This window comes from Chromohalobacter beijerinckii (genome assembly GCF_023061185.1).
Taxonomy (GTDB): Bacteria; Pseudomonadota; Gammaproteobacteria; order Pseudomonadales; family Halomonadaceae; genus Chromohalobacter; species Chromohalobacter beijerinckii.
On the sequence record NZ_JAKGAK010000013.1, the window covers coordinates 1 to 15,823 of the forward strand.

General features: G+C 60.7%; 15 protein-coding genes. 7 read left to right on the plus strand and 8 right to left on the minus strand.

All coding sequences use genetic code 11. The annotated features are described in order from the left end of the window. Window positions 1–267 precede the first annotated feature (267 nt). A complete protein-coding gene (locus L1075_RS10675; protein ID WP_306610429.1) occupies window positions 268–1,263 on the plus strand; it encodes a 2-hydroxyacid dehydrogenase in 996 nt (331 codons plus the stop codon). A gap of 3 nt (window positions 1,264–1,266) precedes the next feature. On the opposite strand, the gene L1075_RS10680 is transcribed toward L1075_RS10675, so the two are convergent. Next, window positions 1,267–2,181, minus strand: coding sequence for an AEC family transporter (locus L1075_RS10680; protein WP_040240063.1), 915 nt, complete (start codon window positions 2,179–2,181; stop codon window positions 1,267–1,269). Between the two features lie 118 nt (window positions 2,182–2,299). On the opposite strand from L1075_RS10680, the gene L1075_RS10685 reads away from it, so the two are divergent. Continuing rightward, complete coding sequence (locus tag L1075_RS10685) at window positions 2,300–2,791, plus strand: hypothetical protein (protein WP_246941796.1); 492 nt, start codon at window positions 2,300–2,302, stop codon at window positions 2,789–2,791. A gap of 393 nt (window positions 2,792–3,184) precedes the next feature. Here L1075_RS10685 and bamJ read toward each other — a convergent pair whose 3' ends face one another. Continuing rightward, window positions 3,185–3,901, minus strand: coding sequence for a BamJ family beta-barrel-assembly machinery protein (gene bamJ, locus L1075_RS10690; RefSeq protein ID WP_246941799.1), 717 nt, complete (start codon window positions 3,899–3,901; stop codon window positions 3,185–3,187). Window positions 3,902–4,047: 146 nt separating this feature from the next. Here bamJ and dctP point away from each other — a divergent pair, with 146 nt between their 5' ends. Then, a complete protein-coding gene (gene dctP, locus L1075_RS10695; protein WP_040240059.1) occupies window positions 4,048–5,073 on the plus strand; it encodes a TRAP transporter substrate-binding protein DctP in 1,026 nt (341 codons plus the stop codon). A gap of 152 nt (window positions 5,074–5,225) precedes the next feature. Here dctP and L1075_RS10700 read toward each other — a convergent pair whose 3' ends face one another. The 3 genes from L1075_RS10700 to L1075_RS10710 form a co-directional block, all read right to left on the minus strand. Beyond that, a complete protein-coding gene (locus tag L1075_RS10700; RefSeq protein WP_040240057.1) occupies window positions 5,226–6,509 on the minus strand; it encodes a TRAP transporter large permease in 1,284 nt (427 codons plus the stop codon). 47 nt (window positions 6,510–6,556) lie between these two features. Continuing rightward, window positions 6,557–7,198: a TRAP transporter small permease gene (locus L1075_RS10705; protein WP_246941802.1), complete on the minus strand. Its 642-nt coding sequence runs from the start codon at window positions 7,196–7,198 to the stop codon at window positions 6,557–6,559. A 211-nt stretch (window positions 7,199–7,409) separates the two neighbouring features. Then, window positions 7,410–7,925, minus strand: coding sequence for a TIGR02444 family protein (locus L1075_RS10710; protein WP_052444883.1), 516 nt, complete (start codon window positions 7,923–7,925; stop codon window positions 7,410–7,412). A 65-nt stretch (window positions 7,926–7,990) separates the two neighbouring features. Between L1075_RS10710 and L1075_RS10715 the strand changes: the two genes are divergently transcribed. Further along, window positions 7,991–9,925 carry an ATP-binding cassette domain-containing protein gene (locus L1075_RS10715; protein ID WP_040240055.1) on the plus strand — a complete coding sequence of 645 codons (1,935 nt, stop codon included), beginning with the start codon at window positions 7,991–7,993 and terminating at the stop codon, window positions 9,923–9,925. A 51-nt stretch (window positions 9,926–9,976) separates the two neighbouring features. Here the strand turns inward: L1075_RS10715 and dtd are convergent, their stop codons facing one another. The 3 genes from dtd to thiD form a co-directional block, all read right to left on the minus strand. After that, on the minus strand, window positions 9,977–10,414 hold the full coding sequence (dtd, locus tag L1075_RS10720; protein WP_040240053.1) for a D-aminoacyl-tRNA deacylase: 438 nt from the start codon (window positions 10,412–10,414) through the stop codon (window positions 9,977–9,979). Window positions 10,415–10,454: 40 nt separating this feature from the next. Next, complete coding sequence (locus L1075_RS10725) at window positions 10,455–11,312, minus strand: universal stress protein (protein ID WP_040240050.1); 858 nt, start codon at window positions 11,310–11,312, stop codon at window positions 10,455–10,457. Window positions 11,313–11,490: 178 nt separating this feature from the next. Then, a complete protein-coding gene (gene thiD / locus L1075_RS10730) occupies window positions 11,491–12,324 on the minus strand; it encodes a bifunctional hydroxymethylpyrimidine kinase/phosphomethylpyrimidine kinase (protein ID WP_040240047.1) in 834 nt (277 codons plus the stop codon). 461 nt (window positions 12,325–12,785) lie between these two features. Between thiD and ndhC the strand changes: the two genes are divergently transcribed. The 3 genes from ndhC (at window position 12,786) to nuoC (ending at window position 15,823) form a co-directional block, all read left to right on the plus strand. Next, window positions 12,786–13,205, plus strand: coding sequence for an NADH-quinone oxidoreductase subunit A (gene ndhC / locus L1075_RS10735; RefSeq protein WP_040240044.1), 420 nt, complete (start codon window positions 12,786–12,788; stop codon window positions 13,203–13,205). Window positions 13,206–13,295: 90 nt separating this feature from the next. After that, complete coding sequence (locus L1075_RS10740) at window positions 13,296–13,976, plus strand: NuoB/complex I 20 kDa subunit family protein (protein ID WP_040240041.1); 681 nt, start codon at window positions 13,296–13,298, stop codon at window positions 13,974–13,976. A gap of 68 nt (window positions 13,977–14,044) precedes the next feature. Next, window positions 14,045–15,823: an NADH-quinone oxidoreductase subunit C/D gene (nuoC, locus tag L1075_RS10745; RefSeq protein ID WP_040240038.1), complete on the plus strand. Its 1,779-nt coding sequence runs from the start codon at window positions 14,045–14,047 to the stop codon at window positions 15,821–15,823.

Below are 15,823 nucleotides of genomic sequence, written 5' to 3' on the forward strand. Positions count from 1 at the left end.
TCTGGCTGATCTGAATCACGGTCAGACGAACAAGATACTGGCAAAGTGCGCGCTGCCCTGGTGCGCAGCATAAAAAAAGCCGCCCGGGCGGGCGGCTTAAAGACCGTGACTAGCTTGATGAGGAGATAACCATGGGCAGGAACCTGACATTCGCTGCTTAGGTCAGTGGCGCTTGGCGGCGCCACGATTGTTAAGGTAAACCATTCTCATTTGAGTCGTCAAGCGTAACGAGAATATTTTTCACTTGGGTGCATCGGGAGGCTTTTCGTGACGCATATCGCCATGTTCAGTGCCCAGCCGTATGACCGGCGTTTCTTCGAGGCCGCGAATGCGCGCCATGGGTTCCAGATCGGCTATCACGAGGTGGCGCTCAGCGCGGAGAGTGTCATGCTGGCCCATGGCGCCGACGGCGTGTGCGCCTTCGTCAACGATACCCTGGACGCCACCGTGCTGGCGGCGCTTGCGGCCCAAGGCGTAGGTTTCGTGGCCATGCGCTGCGCCGGGTTCAACAATGTCGACATCGAGGCCGCCGTACGTTTGGGCATCGCGGTGGTGCGCGTGCCGGCCTACTCGCCGGAGGCGGTGGCCGAGCATGCCCTGGCCTTGTTGCTGACACTGAACCGCCGCACGCATCGGGCCTACAATCGCGTGCGCGAGGGTAACTTCATGCTCGAGGGCCTATTGGGCATGACGCTGCACGGCAAGACGGTAGGGCTCATCGGGACCGGTCGCATCGGGCTGGCCACGGCACGCATATTCGCCGGTCTCGGCTGTCGCTTACTGGGCGAGGACCGCTACCCCAGTGAGGCGTTCACGACACTGGGTGGCGAGTATGTCTCGCGCCGGCGCCTGCTGGCGGAGAGCGATGTGATCAGCTTGCATTGCCCATTGACCGACGACACGCGTTACCTGATCGATGCCGAGGCCCTGGCGACGATGAAACCGGGGGCGCTGTTACTCAACACCTCGCGCGGTGCTCTGATCGATACGCGCGCGGTGATCGACGCGCTCAAGGCGCGCCGCCTGGGCGGACTGGCCATCGATGTCTATGAGCAGGAAACCTCGCTGTTCTTCCGTGACCATTCCGGCGATATCATCGACGACGACGTCTTTCAGCGTCTGGTGACCTTCCCCAACGTGCTGATCACCGGGCACCAAGGGTTTTTCACTCAGGAGGCGTTGGCCGAGATCGCCGAGGTTACGCTCGGCAACGTGGCCTGCCTGCAGCGTGGCGCGCCTTGTGCCAACCGTGTCGACGATTGAGGCTCAACTGGCCAGCGCCATCCATGCCGGCAAGGTCACCATGGCCAGCAGCGTCTGGCCGGTAATCAACGCTGCCATTAGCTCGGCGTCACCGCCAAGCTGGCGGGCGAGGATGTAGGCCGAGGTGGCGGTGGGCAGTGCGGCGAACAACAAGGCGATATCCCGACTCACCGGGTCGAGCCCGGTCAGCCAGGCCAGGCTCAACACCACCAGTGGGGTAGCGCCGAGCTTGAGCGTGGCCGACCACCAGAACGCATGGCCATGTCCTGTCAGCGCACGGGGTCGCAGGGCAACGCCCACGGCGATCAGCCCCAGCGGCAGGGCCGCGCGTCCGGTGAGTTCGACGGCGCTGCCCAGCCAACCCGGCAGACCGATGCCGGTGACATTGAGGGCGATACCGAGTACACAGGCCAGGATCAGCGGGTTGCGCAACAGGGCGGCCAGGCTGCGCCCCAGGCTAGAAGGCCCCAGCGTGCCCGCGGCGATGAAACCGCTCACGCAGAGAATGTTGGCCAGCGGGACCATCAATGCAACGGCGACTGCGGCTACCGTCGCCCCAGCTTGGCCATGTAGCGCGGCGGCGCCGGCGACTCCTACGTAAGTATTGAAGCGCAGCGTGCCTTGTAGCACCGAGGTAAACGCCGCTGGCGCCAGCGCTAGGCGATGACGCGCGCACCAGAGTCCCAGCGCGAACAGTGCCATGGTGCCCAGCAATGCCACCGCTAGTCGGATGATCGGCACCTGCGCGACATCCGCCGTGGCCAGCGTCGAGACCAGCATGGCAGGGAACAGCAGAAAGTAGATCAGCCGTTCCATCGCGGGCCAGAAATCGCCCCCGGGAAAACGCCGCCAACCCAGCAGGGCGCCGAGTAGAATCAGTAAAAACAGAGGGCCCAGGGCCCCAGTGACACCGCTCATTGTGCCTCCGCTTGAGCAACTTCATGGACACCGGACACTGACCGCAGCCAAGCTCGCCGGGACACGAACTGGTAAGCTTAGCGCGATGCCCCTGGGTAATGGGATTCGACCTAACGATATGCAACATCATGATGAAGATCCGGTAAGATCGCTGCTGCTCAATCTACTGACGCTAGTAACGCTGATAACGGTCCTGGTAGCGGCTGGTTATCTCGCCGACTATTACCTGCGTGATTCGCGCGAGAACGTCACCTGGTATCCGCCGCGTATGCATTGCGATCTGCGCGACGGGGCGTGCCGTACCGATATTGGCTTGAATGGGACGTTGCGCTTCGAAATAAACGGCGACTTCGCCTCGTACGAGCCGTTGACGCTGGATGTACAGACATCCGGTATCGACGTGGAATCGGCGGTCGTGGAGTTCGTCGGACGCGACATGAACATGGGCCTTACTCGGGTTGAGTTAGAGGCGGTCGGGGATGGCCACTTCCGGGGCGTGGGCGAGCTCCGTCCTTGCACGGAAACGGTCATGCCGTGGCGGGCACAGGTGATTCTCGAGACCCCTGAGGGGCAAGAGGGGAGCTGGTTCGACTTCGATATTCACCGCTAGGCGCGGCATACCACGTAACGTTTGTCCACATTATAACAATCGCCCTTACCATGCGGCTTGTGGGTAAGCCAACGCTTACTCCGTGCTTTCCTCTGGGTGGCAGCTTTTATTAAAAAATTAATTAAAACAATGGCTTAATATGTGATTTCTGATGCGCTGGCGAGGCGTGCTTGACTGCGGGCGAGCGTCATGCAAGGGCTCAATGGGGTCAGGTAAGCCGGTTTTCACCGCCAAGCCACAGACGCTCCACAAAACTATCCACAGGCGGTAGTGGCGATGGGGTGTGGAAAACGCACAGCGCGAGCGTCCGGCAAGAAGGCCATGCGTAGAAAGACGAGGATAGCGTGAAGAGAGATGTTAGGCGCCCCGCGAGGCGCCTAACGTGACGAGCGCTTACTCGTTGGCTGACGCTTGTTGGTCGTCGCCGGCTTCGATGCCCAGCAACTCGATCTTGAAGGTCAGTGCCTGGTTGGGGCCGATCGGGCCGCCGGTGCCGCCCTGACCGTAGGCGAGTTCGGCGGGCACGTAGAGCATCCAGGTATCGCCGACCTGCATCTTCTGCAGGGCGTCCTGCCAACCCTCGATGACCTGACCGACCTGGAAGGTAATCGGTTCGCCGCGCTCGTAGGAACTATCGAACACGGTACCGTCGGGCAGCTTGCCCTCGTAGTTGACCTTCACGGTATCGTCGGCGCTTGGGGTTTCGCCGTCGCCGGATTCGAGAACCTTGTACTGCAAACCCGAGTCGGTGACCTTCACACCGTCTTTCTTGGCGTTCTCTTCAAGGAACGCCTCGCTGGCCTTGCGGTTCTTTTCGGCTGACTGCGCCTTTTCCTTCTTCTGCTCAGCCATCTTCTGCTTCTGGAAGTCAGAGAGCGTGGCGGCGATCTCATCATCGCTCATCTGCAGGTCATCGCCGGCGTAAACGTCCTCCACCGCTTGGGTAAAGGCGTCGGTATCGAGATCCGAGATGTCCTGCTTAATGCTCTGGCCGAGCGTGGCGCCAATGCTATAGCTGAGTTTGGCTTCGTCGCTCTGCGGGGCAGCCATCGCCAGCAGCGGCGTCGCTACGAGGCCGCCGAATGCCACAGCCGTCATCAAACGTTTCATGAAAACTCCTTAACAAGATAAACAAACACCGCCCCTCGACTGTACCAGCACCGGTGCCGTTGCGCATCTGTGCGGAGGGCGACGGCTTGACATCGACGCGACTTTGCTCTTCTCTGAATCTACATTGATAAGAAAGAGGGAACTCTATGCAACTGCGCAATATCGTTCTGAGTATCACGGCTTTAGGCTTGGTTGGTGTCGCGTCCACGGCGTCCGCCGATACCTGGCGTTTCGGTCTCGAAGAGACCGAAGGTAGCGTGCAGTACGGCTATGCGGAAGAGTTCAAGAAGTTGATCGAAGAAAAGAGCGACGGCGACATCACGGTCGAGTTGCTGCCGTATGGCTCCTGGGGGTCAAGCTACTCGGCGTTGTATGACGCCATCCAGAGCGGCGCCATTCCGCTTGGCTTCGGCTCTGGCTTCTTGGGCGGTACCGTCCCGGAAAGCCAGTTGATGAGTCTCAACTACGTCATGCCGAACGATCAGATGGAAACGGCCGAGATTCTCAACTCCGACGACTTCCTCAAGAGTGATGCGTGGCAGGACTCGTTCCGCGAGCGCGGTCTGGTGCCGCTGGGGGCCTTGCCCGAAGGGTATCAGGTCTGGACCACGAATAAGGAGGTCCGTACGCCGGAAGACATGGATAACCTCCAGATCCGTGTCATGGATAACAGCCTGCTACGTTCGACCTATGAAGCCTATGGTGCTTCGCCGATCACCATCGCCTACGGCGAGCTCTATAGCGCCCTGCAGCAAGGTCAGGCGGAAGGTAACATCCAGCCAGTTTTCGCTCACGAGAACATGGGCTTCTACGAAGTGCAGGACTACATGATCTTCGCCGATCAGTCGCAGTTCATCGCCAACTTCATCGGTAACGAAGAGTGGTACGACGACCTGTCCGACGATCAGCGCGAGATGCTTGATTCGACGCTCGACGAGATGGTTCAGAAGGGTCACGACATCCAGACCCAATTCAACTCCGAACGTCTCGAGACCATCAAGGAAAAAAGCGACATCAACATCGTCCACCTGGACGAGGAAGAGCGTGATGCCTTCCGCAAGCTGGCCGAACCAGTGCGTCAGACCTACGTCGATATGGTCGGCGAACGTGGTCAGAAAGCGTTGGACATCGTGCTGGATCATGTCGATCAGTCCGAAGACAAGGCGGAGTAAGCCTGACCGCCAACGTCTGAAGTACCGACATGCCGCATGCAAAACCCCGGAAGCTCACGCTTCCGGGGTTTTTATGTGTCTAGCGGATGGTGGTGCGTCAAAGAAGGTCGCTCCACGACGTGCTGGCCCGGCGAAGGCCGGGCCGGGCGCACTCAGTCGCCGCCGAGCGAGGGGAGCAGCAGCGATATCTGCGGGAACATGATCAAGATGATCGTTGCCAATGCCAGGATGGCAATGAATGGCGGCGTGCCGCGAATGACTTCCATGTAAGGGCGGCGGAATACCGCGATGGCGGTGAAGATATCGCAACCGAATGGTGGGGTGGCCGAGCCGATGGCCGCCTGCAGGGTGACGATCACGCCCACATGCACCGGGTCCAACCCGGTGGCTTCGACCAGTGGCTTGAAGATCGGCACCAGAATCAGAATGACCACGATCGGGTCGACGAACATGCAGCCCACGAAGAAGGCTGCAGCGATCAGCAGCAGTGCCAGAAACTGGTTGTCGCCGATACCTTCGATGATGGGGCCGAGAATTTGCTCCGGTACGCCGGCGGTGCCTAGGGTCTGTGAGAACGCCGCGCCGATGGCGACGAGGATGAAGACCACGGCGGTGATCATGCCGGTAGAGAGTGCCAGGCTACCGAGGTCACGGATCGATACCTGACGGTAGATGACGACCTCGAGGAGAAAGGCATAGGCCACCGCGACTGCCGAGGCCTCGACGGCGCTGAAGAAGCCGCCGTAGATACCGCCGACCACCAGCACCGGGAAACCCAACGGCAGAATGACTCTGCGAACCGCCTTGAAGCGTTCCGCCCAGGTGGCGCGTGGCTCGGGTTCGATCCCTTTCAGGCGTGCACCGATATAGCAGTACACGGCGAACATGGCCAGGATCAGAAGGCCGGGGAGAATGCCGGCGAGGAACAAGTCGCCGATCGAAGTCTTCATGACCACGCCGTAGACGATGAAGCCGATGCTGGGTGGAATCAGCAGCGCAATATCGCTGGCGTTGATGATCAGGGCCAGAGCGAAACTGTCAGGGTAGCCCCGCGCCAGGAGACGAGGACGCATCGGTCCACCCATGGCGACCACGGTGGCCTGCGTAGAGCCCGATACAGCCCCGAACAAGGCGCACGAGGCGGCGGTAGTGATGGGCAACCCCCCACGGACATGACGGGTGAAGACATCGACGACATCGAGCAGGCGGTTGGCAGTATGGCCTTTGGTGAGAATGTCGGCAGCGAAGATGAACATGGGCACGGCGGCGAGTACCCAACTGCCGATGCCATTGATCATCCAACTCACGGCTTGGTCGGGCCCGAAAAACGTCATATCGGTGAACATCATGAACAGCGTGCCCGCCGCCAGAGGGACCATCATGGGGAATCCGAGCAGCAGCAGCACCAGCATGATCACGGCTAGCCAAGTTAGCATTGTTTTACGTCCTCGCGTTGATGGCGGTCGTGTTTCGGAGAGGCAGTTCAGGCATCGCGGCGTGCATCATTGCCATTGCCATTGCCATTGCCTTCTTCCGCTTCCGGGGGCACTTCGTCGTATTCCTCTTTTTCGTTGAAGGCACGATAGATATCGTCACTGACCAGGTTGCGCACGGCGGTGAGCAGGTATTGCACGCCGGCGAGAATGAAGCCGACAGGGAGGGCGAGATAGACGATCCATAGCGGGATGTTCAATGAAGCACTGTTACGACCGCGATCATGAATGGCCATGACATAGTCGATGGACTTGTCGGCGAAATAGAACATCAATACCGCAGTGCCCAGACAAATCAGGATGAGGAGTGCCTTGCGCCAGCGGCCGCTGAGCTGGTCATAGATCGCCGACATGCTGATATGGCGGGCATTACGAGCTGCATAGCCGACACCGACGAAGGTGATCACCACGATGAGCATCTCGGTTACTTCATAGGTGCCGGGGATGCCTTGATCGAATAGCAGATTGCCGACGACGTGACCGCTCATGAGCACGGCCATGGCGAGTACGCCCCCCGCGATGATCACGCGCTCGATGATGCCTAGGCCATGATCGATAGTTCCCAGTACACGAAGCAAGGCACTGCGTGATTCAGCCTTTTCATCGCTATTGCCAGGCTGTGAAGGTGTCATGTCGTAGAGTCCTTTTTGTGATGGCCGATTCGTCGTGCGAATGGCATGGATCTCGACGTCCGTACCGCGCCGTGAAGGTGTCGCGATCAATCGGACTGGCTTCTATAAAACCTACAGAGTTTGCGGGGTGAGCGCCACTCGTCAATGGCGTGTCCGCACATGCGTGATATACGCTTTTCGAGCGTTGAGCTGATTGCGAAGCGATAACGTATTATGGATGGTGAGCCGTGTTTTGGGTGGTCAGCGTTGCCAGCGCGGCTTCTTGTGCTGGCTCGTGTATGGTCAAGCAGCGTGTTAGCTGCATTGTCAGGCTGGTGTCGTCCGCCCGGCGCTTGCGGACGGCATGCAACGTCTCGCTGAGTGCCTGAAACTGGCGCAGTGTTTCGCGTTCGGCGAGTAGCTCGGCTTCCTTGAGATGATCGCGCAGCGTCGCCACGTCATGTGCATGTCGCGCCCGCGGCTTGAGCATGCGGCGTAGGTAGCGGATCGGCTGTGTGACCTCGGCTTGCCAGGCACGGATCTCATCCAGCGTGCTGTACGTCTGCTCGGTGGGCACGAGAGCGTGATGATCGAGCCAGCAGCGCCACAACAATTCGCAGACATCCGCCCCTGCCGTATCTTGTAGCTGCAAGCAGGCGTCGGCGACTCCGGGGCGCTGGTACAACGCCAAGGCATAATCCCAAAGCGGTGGATTCCGCAGGACATCGCACAATTGGGTAGAATGCATGGGCAATCTCCAGCCGTCCTGGCAGGCATGGCGGCGTAACTCACCGAATCACCACCGGAGCGGGCATGATCGCATTTCGCCAACTCGCGCTGCAACGCGGGATCCAGCCGCTGATCGAGAACGCCGACCTCACGTTACACGACCGTACCAAGGCGGGTGTCGTGGGCGCCAACGGCTCGGGCAAGTCGAGTCTGTTCAAGCTGTTGCTGGGAGAGCTGACCCCGGAGCGCGGCACGGTGGAGCTTTCCGGTGGGCAGCGCATTGCGCATATGGCGCAGGAGGTGGAGGCGCTCGACCGGGCACTGGTCGAGCATGTCCTCGATGGTCACACCGAGTTACGTGCCACAGAACGTGCCCTGGCCGAGGCTCAGGCGAACGGAGCGGTTCACCGCGAGGCCGAGTTACATGGCGAAATTGAAGCGCTCGAGGGTTATACCGCGCGCCCGCGCGCCGAGCAGATGCTGGTAGGGCTGGGCTTCACGCAGGATGACCTATATCGCCCGCTATCGGACTTCTCGGGTGGTTGGCGAATGCGTGTCAGCTTGGCGCAAACGCTGTTCATGCCGTCTGACCTGATGCTGCTCGACGAGCCCACCAACCACCTCGATCTCGATGCCTTGTTATGGCTCGAACAGTGGCTGACACGCTATCCCGGCACGCTGTTGCTGATTTCCCACGACCGCGACTTCCTGGACGCGGTGTGCGATCACATCGTGCACTTCGAGCAACGCCAGTTGATGCTGTATCGCGGCAACTATTCGACGTTCGAGCGAACGCGAGCCGAGCGTCAGGCGCGTGCCCAGGCCGAGGCGGCCAAGCAGCAAGCTCGCCGCGAGGAGATCGAGCGCTTTGTGGCGCGCTTTCGCGCCCAGGCCAATAAAGCGCGTCAGGCGCAGAGTCGCTTGAAGATGCTTGAGCGCATGGAAACCATCGCCGTCGCGCATGCCGATTCACCGTTTCATTTCACCCTGCCCAGTGCCGACAAGACCTCCTCGCCGCTTCTGGTGCTCGATGACGCTACGCTGGGATATGGTCAAACGCCGTTGCTCGAGCACGTCAGCGTAAGCATCTTGCCGGGACAGCGGATCGGGCTGCTGGGCGCCAACGGGGCGGGCAAGTCGACGCTGATCAAGGCGCTAACGGCGCAGCAACCGTTGCTGGAGGGCAAGCGCGTGCCGGGTGATAACCTGGCGATCGGCTACTTTGCCCAGCATCAGCTCGAACATCTCGATGTGAGTTCCACGCCGTTCGTGCACATCCAGCGGCTGTCGCCTACGGCCAGCGAACAGGAGATTCGCAACTTCCTGGGTGGTTTCGGGTTTCACGGCAATGACGTCTTCGCCAGTGTGGGGAACTTCTCTGGGGGCGAGAAGGCGCGCCTGGCGCTGTCGTTGATCGCTTGGCAAAAACCCAACCTGTTGTTACTCGATGAGCCTACCAACCACCTCGATCTTGAAATGCGCGAATCCTTGACCCAGGCCTTGGCCGGGTTCGAGGGGGCGGTGATCATCGTCTCCCACGACCGCCACCTGCTGCGCGCCAGCGTCGATGAGTTCTGGCATGTAGTGGATGGCGGTGTCACTGCCTTCGACGGCGATCTGGACGACTACCGCGCCTGGCTCAAGGCGCGTCTCGAGGGCGAGCGGCGCGATGCGCGCCAGGAAAAGGCCGAGCGTCAGGTGACCGCAGAAGCACCCAAGGGCGACCGTAAAGCCTCGCGCCGCGCCGCCGCCGAGCTGCGTGAAAAGTTGCGACCGCTCAAGCGTGAGCGCGACAAGATCGAACGTGACATGAGCGCGGCCCAGGCTGAGCTGGAGAATCTGGAAGCTGCCCTGGCCGACGAAGGTCTGTATCAGGACAGCGCGCGCAAGGCAGAGCTGACCGACTTGCTGGGGCGCCAGGGCGATACGCAGAGCCGTCTCGAGACGCTCGAACAGCGCTGGCTGGAGGCCGAAGAGGCGATCGAGGAGCGCGAAGCGGCGTTAACGGACGACGCTTGATACGCGGAGGTGGACGCCTACCCTCGGCGAATGAGCGCGGGTCACCGGCCTTTATGTCTCGACGATAAAGGTCACTGGCCCATCGTTAAGCAGCGAGACCTGCATGTCGGCGCCGAATTCGCCGGTAGCGACGCGCGACCAAGCCTGCTGCGCTCGCGCCACCAAGTAATCGAATATCGCCTCGCCATGGGCGGGTGCCGCGGCGCCATCGAAACCCGGCCGCAGGCCCTTGGCGGTGTTGGCCATGAGGGTGAATTGCGGCACCAGCAGCAAGCCACCTTCTACCTGCTGCACGTTGAGGTTCATTTTGCCTGCCTCGTCGCCGAATATGCGCAGTTTGAGCAGTTTATTCAGCATTTTATCGGCGTGGGCTTGGGTGTCTTCGGGCGCCACGCCGATCAAGGCCATTATGCCTTGCTCGATGGCGCCCGTGGTGCGGTCGTCGACGTCGACGCTGGCATGGCGGACACGTTGAATGACGGCTCGCATGGCAAGAATCCTTGTGGACGCGAAGAGATGAATATTCGCGCTACCAGGCGCGGCACACCATCATGTCCACATGCACTTCGGCGAGCAAGCGCTCAATCAAGGGCGCCGGTTGGTGCCGGCCGAAGAGCGCCAGGTCCTGGTGTCCGAGTGCCAGCAGATCGGGCGGTTGGCGACGCAGGTAATCCATCAGCACCTCGCCGGGGTCGCCTTGCTCGAGGACCAGCTCAAGCTCCGGCACGTCGCCGACCTCTTCCATGAGCTTGTCGATTTCCGCTTCCAGGCGGATGCGGCGCGCGGCGAGTTCGCGCTCGCGCCAGCGGGCATAGCCGCTATCGGAGCCCATTTCATCGTCGCCGGGTAAGTGCCAAGCATGCAGTAGGGTCAAGCGTGCCTGGGGGAAATGTGTCAGCACGTCGCGCAGGGTGTGGCGGCTGGCCAGCGAAAAATCCACCGGCACTAGCACGTCTTGCCACGCTTGCTCGGGACTGTGGCTCACGGTGAGTACCGGGCACGGCGCACGGCTCAGTACGCGGGCCAGGGTCGTGCCACCGACCAGCGCGTGCTGACCGCGTTTACGGTGGGTGCCGAGCACGATCATGGTGGCATCGCGGTCATGCGCTTCGCGGATTATCTCGGCATAGGGCGCTCCGGTGACCGTCTGTATCAAGGTTTCGGGTGCGGTAAGCGCGTAATCCTCGCGAATATCGGTCAACTGACGCTCGAGCTCATGGACGACGCCGGCCTCCAGATCGTGCAGTGCCTGATGCGGCAGATAGGGATCGAGGACGTGGAGGATGTCCAAGCGGCAGCCTTGGGCATGGGCCAGTTTCACGGCACGTGCGAAAGCGGCACGGTTTTCGGCGGACAGGTCGCAAGCCAATAATAAGGTCTGAGGCATGATACGTCCCTCCTACGAGAAGGCGGCGTGCGAATGCAGGCGACACCGCGCTGACGTCGAGCAGGATGGTAGTGACCGCTACGCCATGGGTGGCATGGCGGTGAAGCAAAGCATGGTTGCCTCCGACGCTCTCTGCAAGTATAGGGTGACGATAAGCTCCGCGTATGCCTGCGTGTTCTCACCACCAGGCGTGAAAATGATGCACCGGCCCGCGCCCTTGACCGACATCGAGATGCTGGCTGGCGTCCAACGCCGTATGCAACCAACGTTTGGCGTTGCCGATTGCCGCGTGGATATCGGCGTGGGCATTGGCTTCGCCCGGTAGGCGGGCGAGATAGGCGGTCACCGCCGAGGACAGTGCACAACCGGTACCATGCAGGTTCTGGGTGGCGATGCGCGGTGCCTCGAGCCATTCCACACCCTGCGGGGTCGCGAGAAGATCCGGGCAGGCGTTACCGCTGAGGTGCCCACCTTTGAGCACCACATACGGGGCGCCGAGGTGCGTCAGCTCGGGTAGCAATGTTGCCATTGCCTGCGTGGTACGTGGGGTATCGGTACCCAGTAGCACGGCCGCTTCCGGTAGGTTGGGCGTGATCACATCGGCCAGTGGAACCAAGACATCACGCACCGCGTGGATGCCGGCACGATCGACCAATATGTCGCCGCTCTTGGCGACCATCACCGGGTCGAGCACGACCCAACGTGGCCGGTAGCGGGTCAGAGCGTCGCGAATCGCCGTGGCGACGTCCATGCTCGCCACCATGCCGATCTTGACCGCGTCGATGCGTACATCACCGAGCAGATTATCGAGTTGCTCGGCGATCATCTCGGCGGGGATCGGGTGCACGGCACGTACGCCTTGCGTGTTCTGGGCGATTACCGCCGTGATGACGTTGGTGGCATAGGTGCCCAACGCTGAAAACGTCTTGATATCCCCTTGCAGCCCGGCGCCACCCGAAGGGTCGGAGCCGGCGATAGTGAGGACATTGGGAGGTGTCTGAGCGGTGGACATGGCCTAACCTTCAGTGTTCTGGCGTGGTGCGCGCCCATTGTGGCTTGGGCGCTTGCTTGTTGGGTGCGTAGGATACCGGCAAAACGTTCGGTGAACAGGGCATGTGGTGCAGCAACGCAGGATGTGCCTGGGTAACTTAGACTTTCGTTGACACCTGGCGAAAGGTCAGAGTGCCCCTTCGGATCATTTTTTATTAAAACAATCTTTGCTGAATAACGCCTCCAGCGTAAGTGATGACTTACGGACTAAGCCCTGTGAGTGGTGATCATGGTGCTCGGCATGGCGTTAACTTACTAACTTTATCGTTGGTCTTCCTGACAGGTGCCGCTAAATCCCCTAGAATCGTAGGGACTCGCCACACGCAGGCAACGTGAATGGCGCTACGAGGTGCGTGCATCTCGATGATAACGAATATTGGGGTAGCGCCCTACCGCGCTATCCGCTGCTTGTGAGGCATGGCAATGACCGATGAGGCAACCGCGCTGATCGCTGAATATTGGGCCGTGGGGCTATTCATAATAGCTGTATTCACGCTATGTGCCCTGATGATCGGTGCCGCGAGTCTGCTTGGCGGTCGTAGCCATGGTCGTAGCAAGTCCCTCCCCTTTGAATCGGGTGTTGTCGGTACCGGCAATGTCCGTCAACGCTTTTCCGTCAAGTTCTATCTGGTCGCGATGCTGTTCGTGATCTTCGATATCGAAGCCGTGTTCCTGTTCGCCTGGGCCGTATCGGTCCGCGAGGTGGGCTGGGAAGGCTTTGCGGGCGCTGCCGTCTTCATCTTCATCCTGTTGGCGGGATTGATCTACGATAGTCGTGTCGGCGCCTTGGAATGGGCACCACGCAAGCGCGGTCAATCGCCCGATATCGTGACGGATCGATGAGCGTACCGCCTTGGAGGCGGTCTTGAGCCGGCGACGGCCGGCATAGCGCCAGATACCCGAATTTTCTTTTTCAGAGCTTCGAGGCGCATCATGCAATATACCCTGACGCGAGCGGATAGTGAGCCAGCGCCGGGTAGCGCAAGCTATCCGCTGGACAAGCGCGAAACCACCGATGACCCGATGAAGGAGCAGGTTCACCGCAACGTCTTCACCGGCAAGCTGGAAGATGTACTCAACGATAGTGTCAACTGGGGGCGCAAGCACTCCCTGTGGCCATACAACTTCGGCCTCTCCTGCTGCTATGTGGAAATGACCACGGCCTTCACCGCGCCGCATGATGTGGCGCGTTTCGGGGCCGAGGTCATTCGCGCTTCCCCACGTCAGGCCGACTTCATGGTCATCGCCGGCACCTGTTTCATCAAGATGGCGCCGGTCATTCAGCAGCTTTACGATCAGATGCTCGAACCCAAGTGGGTGATCTCGATGGGCTCCTGTGCCAATTCTGGGGGCATGTACGACATCTACTCAGTGGTGCAGGGCGTCGACAAGTTTCTCCCGGTGGACGTCTACGTACCTGGCTGCCCGCCGCGTCCCGAGGCGTTTCTGCAAGGGTTGCAACTGCTTCAGGACTCCATTCAGCAGGAGCGTCGTCCGCTTTCCTGGGTGGTTGGCGATCAGGGCGTGTATCGCGCCGAGATGCCCTCGCAGCGCGAGGCGAATCGTGACCGGCGTATCGCCGTGACGGAACTGCGTTCCCCGGATGAGGTGTAGGCCCCGTGCCTGATGCCGTCGCCTGCTATCCGAAGTCGATCCACCTTGCCGGGGAATGAAAACCGATCATGAGCGCAGTTCAATCGCCATACGCCAATCACTCGCACGCCGATGACCCGGTGGTCCAGGCGTTATTTGCGCGCTTCGGCAACCACGTGTTCGTCGAACAATCGACGTACACCGGCATGCCGGTCTTGTGGCTCGACCGCGAGCACCTGCTCGAGGTGCTCGGCTTCCTGCGGGACATGCCCGAGCCCTTCGAGATGCTCTTCGACTTGAATGCCATCGACGAGCGTCTGCGTAGCCATCGCGCGGATTTGCCCCCTGCGGACTTCACGGTCTTTTATCAGTTGATGTCGGTGTCGCGAAACCGAGATCTCATGCTCAAGGTGGCGCTGTCCGAGCGCGATCTCGAGGTGCCCAGCGTCGCTGGCCTTTACCCCAACGCCAACTGGTACGAGCGCGAAGTCTGGGACATGTTCGGCATCGACTTCCGTGGCCACCCGCACCTGACGCGCCTGCTGATGCCGCCCACCTGGCATGGCCATCCACTGCGCAAGGATTATCCGGCGCGCGCCACCGAGTTCGATCCCTATACGCTGACCGTTGAAGGTCAGGATACCGAGCAGGAAGCGCTGCGCTTCGATCCCGAATCCTGGGGCATGAAGCGTAAGGATGAGAACACGGACTACATGTTTCTCAACCTGGGGCCCAATCACCCCTCCGCGCACGGTGCCTTTCGCATCGTCCTGCAGCTCGACGGTGAGGTCGTGGTCGATTGCGTCCCCGACATCGGCTATCACCATCGCGGCGCCGAGAAGATGGCCGAGCGCCAGTCCTGGCACAGCTACATTCCTTATACCGATCGCATCGACTACACCGGCGGGGTAATGAACAACCTGCCGTATGTGATGGCGGTGGAAAAGCTGGCGGGCATCCAAGTCACCGATCGCGCCAAGACCATTCGCGTGATGATGGCGGAAATGTTCCGCATCAACAGCCACTTGCTGTTCCTGGGCACCTATCTGCAGGACCTTGGGGCGATGACGCCGGTATTCTTCACCTTCACCGATCGTCAGAAAGCCTACGAGGTCATCGAGGGCATTACCGGTTTTCGCATGCACCCGGCGTGGTATCGCATCGGCGGTACCGCGCATGACCTGCCCAATGGCTGGGACAAGCTGGTGCAGGGCTTTCTCGACTGGATGCCCAAGCGGCTCGTCGAATACGAGCGCGCCATGATGGAAAACGCCGTCATCCGCGAGCGCACCAAACAGGTGGCTGCCTTTACCACGCGTGAGGCGCTCGAATGGGGCGTCACCGGGCCCAATCTGCGTGCCACCGGCTGCGACTTCGATCTACGCAAGAAACGCCCTTATTCCGGCTACGAGAACTTCGATTTCGAGGTGCCGCTGGGGGCCAACGGCGATGCCTTCGACCGGGGCCAGCTGCGCATCGACGAGATGCGCCAGAGCCTGCGTATCATCCAGCAATGCGTCGATCATATGCCGGCCGGCGACTACAAGGCTGATCACCCGCTGACCACGCCGCCGCCGCGCGAGAAGATGCTCCAGCACATCGAAACCCTGATCACGCACTTCCTGCAGGTCTCCTGGGGCCCCGTGCTCAAGCCCAACGAGTCGCTTTCAATGATCGAGGCGACCAAGGGTATCAACAGCTATTACCTGACCTCGGATGGCAACACCATGAGCTATCGCACGCGCATCCGCACGCCCAGTTTCCCGCATCTTCAGCAGATTCCAGCAGCGGTGCGCGGTTCCTTGGTGCCGGATTTGATTGCCCATCTGGGGAGTATCGATTTCGTGATGGCCGACGTGGACCGCTGA

Coding starts and splice junctions, on each gene's coding strand:
- L1075_RS10715 (WP_040240055.1), top strand. CDS start 7,991: ATGATCGCATTTCGCCAACTCGCGCTGCAACGCGGGATCCAGCCGCTG.
- nuoC (WP_040240038.1), top strand. CDS start 14,045: ATGAGCGCAGTTCAATCGCCATACGCCAATCACTCGCACGCCGATGAC.
- dctP (WP_040240059.1), top strand. CDS start 4,048: ATGCAACTGCGCAATATCGTTCTGAGTATCACGGCTTTAGGCTTGGTT.
- L1075_RS10680 (WP_040240063.1), bottom strand. CDS start 2,181: ATGAGCGGTGTCACTGGGGCCCTGGGCCCTCTGTTTTTACTGATTCTA.
- thiD (WP_040240047.1), bottom strand. CDS start 12,324: ATGTCCACCGCTCAGACACCTCCCAATGTCCTCACTATCGCCGGCTCC.
- L1075_RS10700 (WP_040240057.1), bottom strand. CDS start 6,509: ATGCTAACTTGGCTAGCCGTGATCATGCTGGTGCTGCTGCTGCTCGGA.
- L1075_RS10705 (WP_246941802.1), bottom strand. CDS start 7,198: ATGACACCTTCACAGCCTGGCAATAGCGATGAAAAGGCTGAATCACGC.
- dtd (WP_040240053.1), bottom strand. CDS start 10,414: ATGCGAGCCGTCATTCAACGTGTCCGCCATGCCAGCGTCGACGTCGAC.
- L1075_RS10740 (WP_040240041.1), top strand. CDS start 13,296: ATGCAATATACCCTGACGCGAGCGGATAGTGAGCCAGCGCCGGGTAGC.
- L1075_RS10685 (WP_246941796.1), top strand. CDS start 2,300: ATGCAACATCATGATGAAGATCCGGTAAGATCGCTGCTGCTCAATCTA.
- L1075_RS10725 (WP_040240050.1), bottom strand. CDS start 11,312: ATGCCTCAGACCTTATTATTGGCTTGCGACCTGTCCGCCGAAAACCGT.
- L1075_RS10710 (WP_052444883.1), bottom strand. CDS start 7,925: ATGCATTCTACCCAATTGTGCGATGTCCTGCGGAATCCACCGCTTTGG.
- bamJ (WP_246941799.1), bottom strand. CDS start 3,901: ATGAAACGTTTGATGACGGCTGTGGCATTCGGCGGCCTCGTAGCGACG.
- ndhC (WP_040240044.1), top strand. CDS start 12,786: ATGACCGATGAGGCAACCGCGCTGATCGCTGAATATTGGGCCGTGGGG.